General features: G+C 41.2%; 9 protein-coding genes. 2 read left to right on the forward strand and 7 right to left on the reverse strand.

Annotated features, from left to right (window positions below; translation table 11 throughout):
• Nucleotides 1-32: 32 nt before the first annotated feature.
• A complete protein-coding gene (locus tag K6V30_RS06265) occupies nucleotides 33-1,328 on the forward strand; it encodes an MgtC/SapB family protein (RefSeq protein WP_010536263.1) in 1,296 nt (431 codons plus the stop codon).
• A gap of 192 nt (nucleotides 1,329-1,520) precedes the next feature.
• Here K6V30_RS06265 and K6V30_RS06270 read toward each other — a convergent pair whose 3' ends face one another.
• The 6 genes from K6V30_RS06270 to K6V30_RS06295 form a co-directional block, all read right to left on the reverse strand.
• Nucleotides 1,521-2,513, reverse strand: coding sequence for a DUF5689 domain-containing protein (locus K6V30_RS06270; RefSeq protein ID WP_055269051.1), 993 nt, complete (start codon nucleotides 2,511-2,513; stop codon nucleotides 1,521-1,523).
• Nucleotides 2,514-2,539: 26 nt separating this feature from the next.
• Nucleotides 2,540-5,287: a TonB-dependent receptor gene (locus K6V30_RS06275; RefSeq protein ID WP_055269052.1), complete on the reverse strand. Its 2,748-nt coding sequence runs from the start codon at nucleotides 5,285-5,287 to the stop codon at nucleotides 2,540-2,542.
• Nucleotides 5,288-5,302: 15 nt separating this feature from the next.
• Nucleotides 5,303-6,337, reverse strand: coding sequence for an endonuclease/exonuclease/phosphatase family protein (locus tag K6V30_RS06280; protein ID WP_055269053.1), 1,035 nt, complete (start codon nucleotides 6,335-6,337; stop codon nucleotides 5,303-5,305).
• A gap of 11 nt (nucleotides 6,338-6,348) precedes the next feature.
• Nucleotides 6,349-7,551: a DNA/RNA non-specific endonuclease gene (locus tag K6V30_RS06285; RefSeq protein WP_055269054.1), complete on the reverse strand. Its 1,203-nt coding sequence runs from the start codon at nucleotides 7,549-7,551 to the stop codon at nucleotides 6,349-6,351.
• A gap of 103 nt (nucleotides 7,552-7,654) precedes the next feature.
• Nucleotides 7,655-10,081: a DUF5689 domain-containing protein gene (locus K6V30_RS06290; protein WP_224207266.1), complete on the reverse strand. Its 2,427-nt coding sequence runs from the start codon at nucleotides 10,079-10,081 to the stop codon at nucleotides 7,655-7,657.
• Nucleotides 10,082-10,568: 487 nt separating this feature from the next.
• Complete coding sequence (locus tag K6V30_RS06295) at nucleotides 10,569-11,045, reverse strand: hypothetical protein (RefSeq protein ID WP_055269056.1); 477 nt, start codon at nucleotides 11,043-11,045, stop codon at nucleotides 10,569-10,571.
• Nucleotides 11,046-12,658: 1,613 nt separating this feature from the next.
• Here K6V30_RS06295 and K6V30_RS06300 point away from each other — a divergent pair.
• A complete protein-coding gene (locus tag K6V30_RS06300) occupies nucleotides 12,659-15,217 on the forward strand; it encodes a TonB-dependent receptor (RefSeq protein WP_055269058.1) in 2,559 nt (852 codons plus the stop codon).
• Nucleotides 15,218-15,307: 90 nt separating this feature from the next.
• Here K6V30_RS06300 and K6V30_RS06305 read toward each other — a convergent pair whose 3' ends face one another.
• Nucleotides 15,308-16,219, reverse strand: a complete 912-nt coding sequence (locus K6V30_RS06305; RefSeq protein ID WP_055269059.1) for a hypothetical protein — start codon at nucleotides 16,217-16,219, stop codon at nucleotides 15,308-15,310.
• Between the last annotated feature and the right edge of the window lie 2 nt (nucleotides 16,220-16,221).

The raw sequence follows: 16,221 nt of genomic DNA on the forward strand, positions 1-16,221 counted from the left end.
TATATTTGTTTTTAGTATTAAAAGAACAATGTATGGAACAGTTGTATAATTATTTACCGAGAGAACTGGTTACTTTCATCTTGGTTACCCTATTTTCTTTACTTATCGGACTGTCTCAGCGTCGCATTAGCCTGAAGCGTGAAGGAGAAACAACGCTTTTCGGGACTGACCGTACATTTACTTTCATTGGTATTTTAGGCTATCTGCTCTATATACTCGATCCTGCAGATATGCGCCTGTTTATGGGTGGCGGTGCTGTGCTCGGTCTGTTGCTGGGTTTGAATTATTACGTCAAGCAATCCCAGTTTCACGTTTTTGGCGTGACGACCATTATCATTGCGCTGATAACTTATTGTTTGGCCCCTATCGTGTCTACCCAGCCTTCCTGGTTCTATGTGATGGTGGTTGTGACGGTACTTTTATTGACAGAGCTCAAACATACCTTTACGGAGTTTGCCCAGCGGATGAAGAATGATGAGATGATTACGCTGGCAAAGTTCCTGGCTATCAGTGGCATCATACTGCCTATGCTGCCGCATAAGAATCTGATTCCTGATATCAACCTTACTCCTTATTCTATCTGGCTGGCGACGGTCGTCGTATCGGGTATCTCCTATCTATCCTACTTGTTAAAGCGATATGTGTTTCATGAATCGGGAGTGTTGGTTTCCGGTATTATCGGCGGACTGTATAGCAGTACCGCTACCATTTCGGTACTGGCGCGCAAGAGCCGAAAAGCTTCTGCGCAGGAGGCGAACGAGTATGTAGCTGCCATGTTGCTTGCAGTCAGCATGATGTTTCTGCGCTTTATGATATTGATTCTGATCTTTAGCAGAGAGATTTTTATGTCTATCTATCCTTATCTGTTGATAATGTCTGTGGTAGCTGCTGTTGTCGCGTGGTTCATCCATTCCCGTCAGCGACGTTCCAAAGACCTGTCGGCTGACTCGGAAGAGGAGGACAGCAGTAACCCGCTTGAGTTTAAGGTAGCCCTGATTTTTGCCACTCTCTTCGTGATATTTACCGTTTTGACACATTATACGTTGGTTTATGCGGGTACAGGCGGATTGAATCTGCTCTCTTTTGTGTCCGGACTTAGCGATATTACACCTTTTATACTGAACCTGTTGCAGAATACGGGAAGTGTTGCTGTGCTGATTGTTGTGGCATGCAGTATGCAGGCTATTATCAGTAATATCCTGGTGAATATGTTTTATGCTTTGTTTTTTGCAGGGAAAGGCAGTAAGTTACGCCCCTGGATTCTGGGAGGATTCGGAACGGTGATTGGAGTAAATCTTGTGCTGCTGTTGTTCTTCTATTTTATTTGAGTTCGTATAGTGGTTGCTATATGAAAATACTCCATTATATTTTGTTTTCTGAGAAAGTAGCTATTCGCACTAATTGAATACAATGGTATGCTTTGCTTTATAATTTTCAGAAAGAACAGGCGTAATGAAATCTGTAAATAAACTCATTAAAAAAGGCATCTGAGAAACAGATGCCTTTTTTAATGAGTTTATTTAGAAATCAATATCGTTCATACTGTTAACCAATAACTGATATTTAATGTATCCTCCACTTTTGGAAGAATATTTAGTGTAAATAGCAGTAATGTTACCTTTAGCCCCATTTGTGGGCAGAGGTTGGAGGGCGAAGTTGGAATATCCGCTGACGCGCAGGATATAGTTCCCACTTGTAGTCGTGGCATTCTCATAGTTGAACAATGAAGATCCATAATAACGATTGCCTCCATAACTGTAAGCATAGGTCGGAGTCAATCCTTCTTCTGAATAATATTTATTCTCGTATACCGCAGTAGTTGAACCATTCGGATAAGTCGTTTCCAGGTATTGAGGATATTTGTCTCCGTCGAATGAACCTTCTGTGTAAGTCAATCCTTCGAAGCGTACCAAACGGCCAAGTGCATCATCATTCAATGCTGTTTTATAATTGCTTGAGTTGATAACTAATGTATCATCTTCTGTCAGACTGCCGAGCTCACCTTTGAACACATGTTGATCAACAAATAAAGTGTTTTCGAGATTACGGTTTGCATAACCCTTTGCGATATCTTCAGCTGTTGGCATTCCGCCTACACTTAACATATAGCGATAGCTTCCGATAGCCAATCCTTTGGTCTTGACAAAGAGAGTTTGTCCTACGTGAAAATAAACATAGTTGCTAACCATCAGTTTCAGTTCGATTGCCGATTCGGATGATTCATCATAGATGTATACTGATTTGTATACATTACCGGCTTGGTCGCTTGAGATTACTTTTCCACTGATGACATAATCTTCTGTGACTTCCAACGTTTTGCCAAGGCTGGAAGCACCGTTTCCATATTTGTCATAGAAAAGTTGCTTAAAGTCCTTGATAGAGATGAGTTTGCTATCTGCGAAGTCTGCTTTCGTCCAGACTTTGGCGGGAGCAGGCTCTTCGAATTCGTTGTAGCAGCTGCTGAAACCGAGCACTACTGCCGCAAGCATAAATAATTTAAATATTTTGTTCATAACTGTTCTTTTTACTTATGATATCCTTAGAAACGGAAATAAATGTTCATGTAATACGTTGTACCGAACATATAGAAATATTTCGAATCAAACGGTTGGTAAGTCTGATAGCTCTCGTCTTTGTTCTTCAGCAGACGAACTTGTTCATAACCGCCGGTCTTGATGTTCTGGTTGTTGAGCAGGTTCTTCACTTCTAAGCTGAAGCCAAGAGTATAGGCACGGTTGATGTACCAGTTCTTGCCAACACTTGCATTAAATACACAAGCTGAGTTGAATTTCTCCTGATTACGCAAGGTTGCAATGTCTTCTGTAGTCATTCCCGGTGTTAATACGGCATCTGTACGATAGAGCGGACTCATTGATAAGTACATGTTATCATAGTAGTTCATATCTAATGACGCAAATATGTTTTTAGGACCACGATATGACAAGCCTACGTTCAGTGCAGTCTGCGGAGTGCTTTCTACACGGAAGTTCTTCCAGTATACTTTACCTTGATTTTTAATTTCTCCACTATTGTCCTGAATCTGTACATAATCCGGATTGTTGTCATAAGTGAATTGTCCCCAGCTGATAGCTGCATTCAGAGAAAGTCCTGCGTAGATGGGTACGGAAGCCGCAGCTTCAAGTCCGAAATGACGTTTGTTAATACCGCTCATGGCAAAGTTAGAGAAGGTAGCTTCTACGTCATCATAATAAGAAAGGACTTTAGACTGATCCATAAATTTCGTATAGTATCCGGAGATACGTGCTTTAACATCTCCCCAACGCAAGTTGTAAGAAGCATCTATACCGAATACCTTTTCACTTGAAATGCCCGGAGTCGCAGAGTTACGAGTACGAGGTGAAACAAATGAAGCCTGGAAAGCGGGAGCATCCTGCATATAAATGATGTTGGCGTCAATAGAATGAGCGGCAGAGAACTTGTAGCTGAAGTTAGCTTTCAACTTATAAGTCAGGTAATTCTGCTTCTTGGAATCTCCCTGAGAATTGTCAAGGAACAACCCCTTCTTCCAGATACCATGACGCCATAAAGTAGTATGCCCGAGTTCTCCACCCAGATTAACTCCGAGATTACCGAAACTCTTGCTGTATTGTGCCCAGGCACGCGCATTGATTATGTTACCGTAATAGTCGTAGCTATATTTATCTCCCTTCTTTACTGCTTGTGCATGACCATGCTTTTCATAGTATTCCATGTTGTTCTGGTAAAGAACAGGATTCATACCACCCATGTCACGTTCGGCAAACTTATCTACGTCTACCCAGTAGTCGCCGCCCAGCAAGTCTTTCACTTCGCTATAATATTCCGTACGGTTACGGCGGAAGTTCAAACCACCGTTGATTTTAGAGTTATCACGGAAGAGATGAGAGAATTGTGTATAGAGGTTCCAGTCCAGTTGGTCTGCATGGCGTTCTTCAATCATGTTGATGGCACGATGACCGGCTCCATAAGTCGGATTTTCCTCCTGGCTTTGGTTGATATGATACAAGTTGTCCCAGTTGATATGGCGGATGTTGTTCGTATTTCCCATCCATGCTTCATACAATTGCGCTCCGACATAAGTGTTGTCGTAGAAACTGGGTAAATAACGGTAGTAGTCAGGACGTGGGTCGGGACCGCCATACCAGGTTAGGGCAGAATAACCGTTCTGTCCGAAACGCAGAGAAGTTGCAACGTTCAATTGCGAACGGTCATTGATGTCGAATGTATAGTTCAGCATGGTGATAGGTTCATGGTAGCTACGCACACGTGCATTGACACGCTTGCCGTTCAGCCAGCCCCAGTTCGGGTTGTAGTAGTTGTTGCCTACCAAGTCATAAGCTTCCTGAGTAGAAGCCTGTTGTGCGCCACGCTCTGTAGGAGCACCCAAGATGCTTAATGCCAGTCGGTGTTGCGAATTGAATTGCTTTTCCACAGCAGCAAAATATCCGAAAGCATTGTAATACACACCGTCTACATACGAGTTTCCTCCCTGGCGAGTCGATACGGAGAAAGCATACGACCAGCCATTATCCTGTATACCGGATGCATAAGTCAGCATACCGCGGAAGCGATACATGGAGTTACCGTTCACTACGCTGGCACGAAGTCCTTTACGCATCTGTGAAGGGCGGGTATTGATGTTTGTTGTACCTGCGATACCGCCAATGCCCATGTCGCCCATGTTCAGCGCAGATGTGATTTCCTGGTTACGGGTTGCATCATTCAAGCCGCTCCACAAAGACCAAGGAGTGTATCCTGTCATTGCGTCGTTCAGCTGAATGCCGTTCATATATACGTCTGAGTATTGTGAATCATAACCGCGGACATTGAAACGCATCTCGCTGAATTTGTAAGAAGCGATGTTGTTGAATACATCTTTGGAAGCCGACAGTGATGAAGGAAGCGACTGGGCATCGTCCAGCGTTTCTGTATCAAACTCGGCAAAGATTGCGTCGTCCATAGTTGGAGCGACATTGTCGGGAACCATGATTACGTTATTGATATCTCTGATCATCTTATCTACACGAACTGCAAGAGTCAATGGTTCGAACTCTGCTGCCTCGAAAGTAAGAGTGTATTCTCCTTTTGCCAGATTCTCGATAACGAAGTTACCCGACTCATCGGTTCTGGTCGTTACATCTCCCGGAGTTAATGTCACTTTTACGCCGTCTATAGCCGCACGTGTTGTACGGGAAACGACTTTACCTTTGACACCACCATTGTTTTGTGCAAAAACGGTGAATGACATCAAAGATAGCATCATGAATAGGAATGTTCTGATTTTCATATAAACTTATTTTTTTTATTTACCTATATAGATATATACGGGGAAGTGGTCACTATATCCTCCTTGGAAATTGTTACCCACATAAGTGCGCAATGGATATCCTTTGTATTGTCCTTCTTTCTGCACCATATAATGTTGCTTGAAGATGTTTCCGTAGAATTTAGAACCGGATGCTTGCTGTAATTTAAGTTTTCCGGTCGAACCTTTGGCTAAATTCTCAGAAACGACAATGTTATCAAATATATTCCAGGCGTCACCATAAGCTAATGTTCCGTATCCTGCCTTGAGCATGTCGGCATAAGGAGAGAAGAAGTCGCCTTCTTTCAAATCCTTTAATTTGAACTTAGCTCCCAAGCCTTGAGCAATACTCTTGTCAGTCGGGTCATCATTAAAGTCCCCCATCATAACGACCTTTGTATTAGGATTTGCCTTCATGACGGAGTCGGCAATGCTGCGCATCTGTTGACCAACTGCAATGCGTTTAAACTCCGAAGCCTCTTTGCCTCCTAAACGTGAAGGCCAGTGTGCTACCATAAAGAAGAAAGGTTCGTTTTCAATCGTTCCCCATAACGTGAGGATATCACGGGTCTTGAAGTCAGGAAGTGAAGGGATGACTGTTCTCACAGCTTTTTCTCCTTCTATCTTAAACACATCCGGACGATACAGAAAAGCTACATCTACACCACGGGCTTCAGGAGAATCGAAGTGTGAGATTCGATAGTTTGCCGGAGCCAGTTTGCGAGTTGCGATAATATCTTCCAGTACACTGCGGTTTTCTACTTCTGATACACCGATAATGACCGGATAATCCTTGTTGATAGCTGCGATGTCAAAGAATACCCGTTCGGTATTGGCCAGTTTCTTGTTGTACTTGGCTGAGTTCCATTTCTTGGGACCTTCAGGAGTAAATTCATCATCGTGAACTTCCGGATCATTGATTGTATCAAAGAAGTTCTCAAGATTGTAAAATACAACCTTATACGGTTTCTGTGCAAAGCTGAACGATATCAGCAGCGCAAAGAGCGCGGTTACTAATAACAGTTTTTTCATAAGCTAGCGTATTAGTTAATCCCCCATTGGGATGGATTATTTTGTTTTTTTACACTACTGGATACTTGTGGGAAGAACGTAAATCCTGTTTTGGATTCAATATCTGCTACAGAAGTGCAAATAGACTTAGGAGGCTCGATATTTCCATATGATTTATGGTCTACCCAAAATCCTATTGATATCAGTTCACTGTCCGAACAGTCTTTGATGTTCTTTCCTGTTTTGCCACTCTTCGTACGCAGAAGTACTTTGAAGTAGTTTGTAGGAACCGGAACTGTATTCTTTGCTCCATCTGTAGTGGTGGTTGCACCTGCTCCAAAATATGCACCGGTAACTACATACAACGTATCAGAACAGTTGTTTGCCCGAACTTTGGTTTCAAGTTTAGCCCACATATCCTGATTCAGACGATTAAGCTGTGGAGTCATGTTTGACATATAGAAAGTTTGAGCATTCATCTCATCTGTTCCCAAGCGGTCGGCTGATGGAAGCTGATGTCCGCGGTCATAAGAACCTCCGTAGGATTTTAATGTGCAATCGGCTTGATAACTTTGGGGAATGATCGGATCGAAAGCCCAACGGTCTGTACGTTCTCCTGATCCTTTGAGGTATGCAGTATGTATCGGATATGCTACCCACAAAGCTGCTTTCTTTGTCTTATCAAAACAAATGGAATAATTACGTATTGTTTTATCATTCAGAAGAGCATAATGAGTTACATACTGATAATTTGCATTCTCTTTGAAGTCTGGTACTTCAGCCCACAACTTGAAAGCCGGCAGGTTCTGCTGCGATTCAGACAATTGTACTAAATCAAAGACTTTAGCTTCTTGATCTGCAAACTGGATTGAAATCTTGGCTACACGCTGTTCTTTACTTGTATTGCTATTATAATATACGTATAGAACATTGAGTCCGTCTTTTACTTCTCCGGATTTAGAGGATAAGGTAAGATCATTGCTACTGAAAGAACACCATGTTGTACCCTCAGTGATCTCTGCATTCCATATGGTCCCAGGAGTACCTGTGATGATTATGGCGGATGATCCGGATGCAGATTTTACAGTGGAGGAAATCTTCCAGTAGGCTTCACCTGACTGTGATGAGTCTCCACCGTTAGAGTCATCATTGCTACATGCAGCTATACATGATATAAATACAGTTAGCAAGAGAAACTTTAAAGTTGCTTTATAGTAACTATTTAATAATCTCATTTATTTTGATTATATTGATGGAATCTTGAGATGATCAACTCTTGGCAAGATATGATCTTGCCAAGAGTTGATAAAAGATAATATAATTATAGATTTCTTTTTATTAGTTCTTTTTAAAGAAGAAAATACCTGTTTTTGTTTGGGTTTCTGTTTTATAAGAACGAATATAATTATATGTTGCGCTTGCTGTAATTAGGTATGTGTTATTATTGGAAGCAGTAACTCCTGTACCATTACTTTTATCCATGAATACCCATTCTGCATCTTCTGCTGTATCTTTTAAATAAAGACGGCGATTGGTAGTAGCAACAGAGTTGTATAAATATTTGTCTCCTACTTTTATATAATAGGTGTTGGGCTTACCTGTAACTGCTACAAGCTCCATTTCTGTTCCTGTTTTTGATGCTTCTTGAGGAGTTATTTCATTATCTTTGAATTGATATGAAACTGTTACTAAATCACTGTTAGAGCTTTGTCCACTACCTGTATATGAAACTTCACCTGTCCATAATTGATAATTATATGGAGTTAAGTCTACTTTATCATTATTTAATTCAACATAACCTGCCATAAAATATTTGCCAGCAGTTAATTCTTCTAATGTTGAGATTAAAGAATAACCTCCGCCTGTTGATGGTGCAGCAACTGTTATTGGAATGTCGATGCTGTTTCCATTGGTCAAAGATACTTTCAAAGTTTGTTCAATCTCCTTTGTTGTAGTGTTAGCTTCTGCATTTACAGTTACTTTAGTACCATTTATGGTCGCAGATAGAATACCGCTTAATCCACCATGAGATAGTGTGTTACTTCCCATATTTACAACACCTATTTCGATGTCTTTACTGCCTCCGGTTGCAGGGAAACTTAAGGATGTTGGGGTAGCAGATGTGATTGTTGGAGTAGTCGAAGCAAAACCTGCAACATCTTCCATATTGCGTGGAGCAAGTTGTGGTACCTCTTTATAAACCGTTACTATACCAGTGATATCGCTTTCTACGGCTGCAAATGGTTGATCCATAAAGGCGGCTGCATCTGATTTACAGAAAACAGCAAACTCTTGTCCCCCAGATGTAAATGTATATGGGCTATTGACGCCCCATATTCCAGCAGCTTGTGGAGTTGCTTTCTTTATTTTGACCGTCATGCTTTGATAGTTGATCAAATCATTAGGAGTTATCTCAATAGGGGTAATAGTTGCAGTTCCTTCTTTCTCAACAGTAGCCCATTCTTCAGTCTTTGCTCCTGTAACTTCATAAACTCCCTGATAGTTAACTATCTGTGCTTTCCCTTTGTGTAATGTAACTTTGATTTTATCTCCTTTCTTGAGGCCTAGTTCCTTTGGATCAACTTGACTTCCATAAAGCATTATACCATTACCTGCTGTTGTAGCATTTTCAGTTGCAACAACAAGGTTGTTATTCGTATAATTCCCGCCTTCAACATCACTCTGAACAATTGCTGTAAGATAGCGATCTGCGTTATTGTCAAGTATCGTTTGTTCAGTTGTCATCTTGCTTATTAGCTCTGGAATAGTTATTGCTGTTGCTTCGCTCGGGTCACCACCGCCATTTCCTAAATCTATTTCTGTTCCACCAGCACCTGTAGCAAGTGTTATATCATCAAGACGGATAGAAGAAGCTGCTAAAGCAGTGTATTTGATGTATAGCTCAGATACCGCTTTTTTAAGAGTGAAGTTAGCTGTTGCTAATACCCAATATGGTTTTTCTGAATCTCCATTGTTTTTAGTATATGTAAGAGGAACCCAGTTTGTACCGTCAGCACTTAATGATACAGTTAACTTAGATATATCAAATGTATTATCATAATCATCTCCAACTTTTATAGAGTAGCTAGCACCAAACGTAAGCTTCAGATTAGTTTGTGCACCTGTGAGAGCTATTTTATTAATTTGGAAATATGCAGGAAGACTTCCGAAGAACACCACGTTAGGTCCCGATGCACCTTCATAAGCGCCTGAATTAGCTAATCCACTAGCACGAACTGATGCACTTGCTCCAGAATAAGTGACATTTGCAGAACCAATTCCGCTCTTATTCCATCCATCATATGAATCTACATATGGGTAGGGGCTTGATACAGTCTTATCCCCAACCGTTTCGTTGTAAATTACTTCTGTAGGCTCTACACTTCCGCTTGTAATCTTAACAGTCTCTGACATCAACACACCCACCTTGTTAGAAATTTCGATAACAACGCTGGCTTCGTCATTGATATTTTCCGGAATGCTAACTTGGATAGTAGCAGAACCTTCACCTTCATATTTTGATAGAGTAACCCATGATTTATCATCCTTTACTGTAGCTTTCCAACTACGGTTAGTTGAAATGTCAAAAGAAGCTTGGCTTCCGCTGGCTGGTTGACCGTCTAAGCCGAAAATCAAGGTTGTAGGCGAAACTTCGAGGTATGGAGCCTCGGTATCATCATTGTCGTCAACGCAACTTACGAAAGCTGTGCTAACCATTACAAGCATAAGCCCGTAGAATAACTTCAGAAAGTTCAAATTTCTCATTTTGTTGCTTTGTTAATTAATTAATAAAATTTTTGTGAATCATTTATCTTTTTATTCTCTCTCGATAATAATAGTTTAGCAAAGTTATTTTTTTCTATGAAACATGCAAAGTTTCTAACGTCTTTTTCGTATTACAACTGTGTTAAATTTTAGTGACTTAGGAATCGGTTATGAGGTGATTTCTTACATTGACGAATAGATTGATTCTTTTTATCTTCGATATATAACATTGTGAAAGAATTTAGAGAAGTTTATTACTTTTTTGAAAGATTTGCATTACGTCTTTATTGGGCTTGGGTTGGTTGGTAATTGCGTGTTTACGGAGCATTAAATGGAATTTCTTTTGAATGAATATCATTTGTGATTTGATAGATAGAATCTTAGTCGTATAAAATTATTTTAATATTGGAATACTGAAATACAGTATTGGAGATGAAATCGTCTTCTTGCTTTTATCTTGATTATGAAATCTCATTGTATAAACTATTTATCTCTTCTTTTTATGCTTTGATTTTAGAATGTTCTGTGCCGGCTCGGTAACTCTAATTCTTCTCCATAACCTCTCCATCCACCCATCCTCATTTTTGCTTAGCGTATCAGACACCATCGTGATCACCTGCTGGTTTAACCTGTTTTGTTCGGTTGCCATCGCTTGCCGTTTTTCGAGTAGTGCGATTGTTCTTTGCTGATGCTGAAGGTCTCGTTTTTGCAATTCGATGACTTCAAGAGATAGTTTGCATATTTCTGCTTGATTCATACAGAGTTGCTCCAACGTCTGAATGTATTTTTTGGTAGGAAGAGCTTCGTGCCAGCACAGGAATTTCTGAAGGCTCTCTTCGTCAATGATAAGAGTAGTCTCAGTGAAAGATGCGGTAATTGCTTCCGTTTCTGCCCACAAACAGACGTCTTCCTCCTTGACTTCGTATTTGTGTACGGCTTCGTCTATGCTAATCCATTTCGGCATAGTGTTTCTTTGTTTATGTGTTTAACAAAAAAGAGTGAATAAGTCTTGGTAAGTGTGGTGCAACAAGCATCCCTGCATTTTGCTTTCCAGTCGGAGGGTTGTGGGGTATGGGGATTATGAAGGGAACCGACCGGGTACAAAAGAGGCATGGATGCTGTTGAACCATTATCTAGCCTTGAGGTCTTAGCTACCCGCCTAAAAGATAATGATAACAACAGACATCCACGCCAATCGTTTATATATAACACATCTGTAACTGATATGTTGATATACAGCTATCCACGTGGAGTATCTGTTGTATCATCTCTCTGTAGGCAGAAATTGCTAAGTTTCAAGGCTGAGAGACAATACGTTATTTACTCCAATAAAGTAATAAAAAGCACTACCCGCTTATTACATCTCGCTGATGTGCAGAAAGTGTATGACAAAGATATATGTTTTTGGGGAATAATATGGAAAAACGGAAATAAATAAAAGAAGTCCGATATTTAGAATGGCTTTTTTGTGTTTGGTTGAATAATGTTTTCAAGATGTTGTCTACCATTATTCATAGCGCATTTATCTCTTTCGTAAAGCAATGCTTTGTATCTTCAAAAGCTATGCTTTATGGTTGCTAAAGCATAGCTTTAGATAACCGTACGTCAGATGTTACGAGCATCGCTTTCACCTTCACTTTTTCCTCCCAACCTCTTATCCATCAGTGGTCTCGGGTGAAGGGGCGGCTATTCACCTAGTGAGTGGAGAAAACATTGTAAATGTTTGAAATAAACTATTCAATGATTTGAAATAAACATTGGGAAGAAAAAAATAATCTATTAGCATCTTTCGATTAGGTTATAGCTAATACGAATATCATTATAGCAAAAACAAATTAGCTTATAGCAAAGTGAACGATTTCTTTATGGTCCAATATGAAAATTGGATGAAGGATCGGTGAAGGGCGATGTGCTTCACCCGTTATCGCTTATGGATAAAAGGTTTCGAAGAAAAGGTGAAGGATATCCACCTATTTGAAAACTTATAGTGTGACGTGTAAAAACATCTGTCTTTGATGGGAAGGGGTTCGTGCCAGCGTAAGAAGTTACGTAGGTTCTCTTTGGCAATGATCATGGTACAGCACACGGTACTTTTCTTTGTGTTATGACTGTAAAGAGATGTATTGACGTCTATAACATGTCCTATTTTTAAGGAAATATTAATTCGTTTGTTTCCTGTATTTTAGGAAATAAAATATGGGATTCTAAATATAATATCTTTTAGTGCACAACTTAATCTCCTTTAGTGAATAAATTAATTCGTCCGCCTATAGGCAAAGTTACGTTTGCCTATAGGCAACCTTTCGTCCGGCTATAGGCGGACGGAAAGATGCCTATAGGCGGACGAATTAATTTATGAATGCGCAGACGTTATTTTCTATAGAGAAAACTATTATTCTATTATGCCGTTGTTATTAAGGTTTTGAAGGTTTCGTATAATCTTTTTTATCTCTTCTTTTACTATTCTTAACTCCGAAAGTTTCGTAACGATAAAGAAACCATCTACTTTTACCCCCGATTTTGTGAAGAATTGAAGGAATCTTCGTCTAATAAACTAAAAACTAAAACATTTGGGGCATGAAACACAGACTATTGCTACTATTACTATTCGTGTTCACCGCAGTGATGACAGGGTGGGCACAAAACTCTGCGACTCCCTCGTATACCATTAAAGGTGTACTTTTAGATTCACTGACTCAGGAAGGAGAACCTTACGCAACCATTAAGATTACTAAAAAGGGTGCTCCGGACAAAGCTATCAAGATGGCGGTGACCGGTGCCAGCGGTAAGTTTCAGGAGAAACTGAATGCAGCGGCAGGAGATTATGTGATTACTATTTCTTCCATCGGTAAGGCAGTTATCACCCGAGAGTTTACGTTGAAGCCGTCGGTTAAAGTCATTGATCTGGGAACGATGCTTTCGGCTGAGGCTACCAATGAACTGAAGGGAGTGGAAGTTGTGGCGCAAAAACCTTTGGTTAAGGTAGATGTAGACAAGATAGAGTATAACATTGAAGACGATCCCGATTCGAAGTCGAACAGCATACTGGAGATGCTTCGGAAAGTGCCTTTGGTGACGGTGGACGGAGAAGATAATATACAGGTGAACGGTAGCAGCAGCTTTAAGGTGCACGTCAATGGAAAGCCCAATAACATGATGAGCAACAATCCGAAAGAAGTGCTGAAAAGCATGCCTGCCAATTCCATTAAATATATTGAGGTGATAACTTCGCCGGGTGCCAAGTATGACGCCGAAGGAGTGGGAGGTATTCTGAATATCGTGACAGTAGGCGGTGGATTCGAAGGATACACAGCAACCTTCCGGGCGAATGCCAGCAATTATGGCGCCGGTGCCGGTGGCTATGCAATGGTCAAGCAGGGTAAAATGACCGTCTCTGCCAATTATAACTATAACTACAATGACAGGCCGCGCGGCTATTCGGATAGCTATCGCGAAAATTACGAGTCGGAAACGGAAAAGTATCTTGAATCAAATAGCAGTTCCAAGTCGAAAGGCAACTTCCAGTATGGAAATCTGGAAGCCAGTTATGAAATCGATACACTAAGACTGCTGACGGTAGCTTTGGGAATGTATGGCAGCAACAGTAAGAATTATGGTGATGGCTTTACCAACATGTACGGCGCTAACCATGAGGATATAGCCTACAGCTATCGGATGGACAATCATGGAAAAGGTTCCTGGTACTCCATTAATGGAAACATAGACTATCAGCGTACCTCCAGAAAGAACAAGCAGCGGATGATCACTTTCTCTTATAAGATTAATACACAACCTCAGACAAGCAATTCTTATAATACCTATAAGGATATTTATCCCGAAGATGAGATGGAGGAACTCGTCAAGCGGCTGCTGTTGAGAAATTATCATTCGGACGGAAAGACCAATACAATGGAACAAACGTTTCAGGTGGACTATACCACGCCGATTGGTAAGTTACATACTATCGAGGTGGGTGCGAAATATATTTTCCGCCGCAATACCAGCGACAATAAACTTTATGAAGCGTCCGGAGGAAGCGAGGATTATTTATACAATGAAGACCGCAGTAGCGACTATCGCCATTTGAATCATATTTTGGCGGCTTATCTCGGATATACACTGAAATACAAAGATTTCACTTTCAAACCGGGTATGCGGTATGAGCAAACCATACAGCGCGTGAAGTATATTGTTGGTCCGGGTGAGAATTTCCATACGAACTTTAGTGACCTCGTACCTTCTGTTTCACTGGGTATGAAACTGGGCAAGACTCAAAATATACGGGCGGGTTATAATATGCGTATCTGGCGTCCGGGCATCTGGAATCTGAATCCTTATTTTAATAATCAGAATCCGATGTTTATCACTCAGGGAAATTCGGACTTGAAGAGTGAGAAAAGTCATTCGTTTGACTTGTCTTATAGTAATTTTGGGGCGAAGTTCAATGTCAATCTGTCGTTACGGCATTCGTTCAATAATAACAGCATAGAGAATATAAGCCGGTTGATTACCGAACCGGGAGGAGAGATGTTTGACGATAATCCGGAACATGTGGCACCGGAAGGAGCTTTGTACAGTACGTATGCCAATATAGGAAAGAGCCGGAATACGGGATTAAGCTTTTACCTTAACTGGAACGCATCGCCTAAAACACGCTTGTACGTCAACGGACGCGGAAGTTATAGCGACCTGAAAAGTGAGGCGCAGGGATTGCATAATTATGGATGGAACGGTTCTTTCTATGGCGGTGTCCAGCACACTCTTCCATTGAAGATACGGTTAAGTCTGAATGGTGGCGGTAGTACTCCGTACATTAACCTGCAGGGAAAAGGTTCCGGTTATTATTATTATGGTTTGGGGATCAGCCGTTCTTTCATGAAAGAAGAACGTTTGAGCCTGAACTTGTACTGCAATAATATATTTGAGAAGTACAGAAGCTATAACAATCATACGGAGGGCGTAAACTTCCTGTCGAAGAGTAGCAGTAAATGGCCGAGCCGTAGCTTTGGATTTAGTATCAGCTACCGGATTGGCGAACTGAAAGCCAGTGTGAAGAAAGCAGCCCGAAGCATCAATAACGATGACGTGAAAGGCGGCGGAGAAGGTGGAAGTACCGGTGGCGGAGGTGGTCAGTAGACCACCCTCACCTTCAATTCATAAGATAAGCCGGGGAAATCCGGCTTTATTATTTGATGTCTGTTTCATTACTTTAAAGAGAACAAAATATTAGTGTAAGTGAAACGTCAGCCGGCTGAGCCCGATCTTCATTTTTGATTTGCTTTCTTCTGACTGGCGGTGTATAGGCGACTCCAATAAAGAGAAATCGACAGGGAAAGGAGCTGCCATTAATACGAAATTCTCAGTTGACATCCTGCTGAACTCAATGGTTTGTTGCGGGAATGAAACCGTGCTTTCGGCAGGAAGCAGGTAGTTGGCAAAATGACCTTGCTTGTCCGGCTGGAGTACCAGATAAGTATTCAGGGAACTGTCTATATTCAGCACATTGACGAACAGCGTGACAAGGGAATGATTGGTGGCCCGTACGTAATAAGGATTCTTCAGGTTGGAACCGTCCGGTTTCAGAACCGAGCCGTCCTGATGTGAAACCAGTTCGAAAGTCAGCAGATAATTACTTTTCTGTGAAGGATCTTTCTGTACAAAGACTTCTTGCAGGGTTTCGTTGCCCGATACTTGCAGGCAAGCGCACATTGCCTGGATAAACTGTTGGTTTTCTTCTTCTCCTCTGTATCCTGTGGTGGTCACTTTGCCCAGTTTCCGGTTTGGCGCTGTGTCGTCGGTATTGCTGAAAAGCTGGTCCTTGATATATCGGAGATAGTTGGCAGACAGGCGAAGTACAGAAGGTTTCATGTCGTGAATATATTCCTTGACCGTCCATGTACCGGTACGGTTCAGGCTATACAGCAATTTGGCATCCTCATTCAGAAGAGTTAACTGGCTTTCTTTGCCTATCGTTATTGTTTGCAGCGGAAACAATTTCTGTTTGGGCTGTATGGGGTGTCCTGCCGATTTTACACTGCCCGCAACGGAGTAGACAATGTACGAATCTCCTCCCTGTTGCGCTGTGGCCGGAGAAAGGATAGCGATCAGAAGAAAAACTGCTGTCAGGATTGTTTTCATTG

The organism is Bacteroides faecis, from assembly GCF_020091505.1.
Classification (GTDB): Bacteria; Bacteroidota; Bacteroidia; order Bacteroidales; family Bacteroidaceae; genus Bacteroides; species Bacteroides faecis.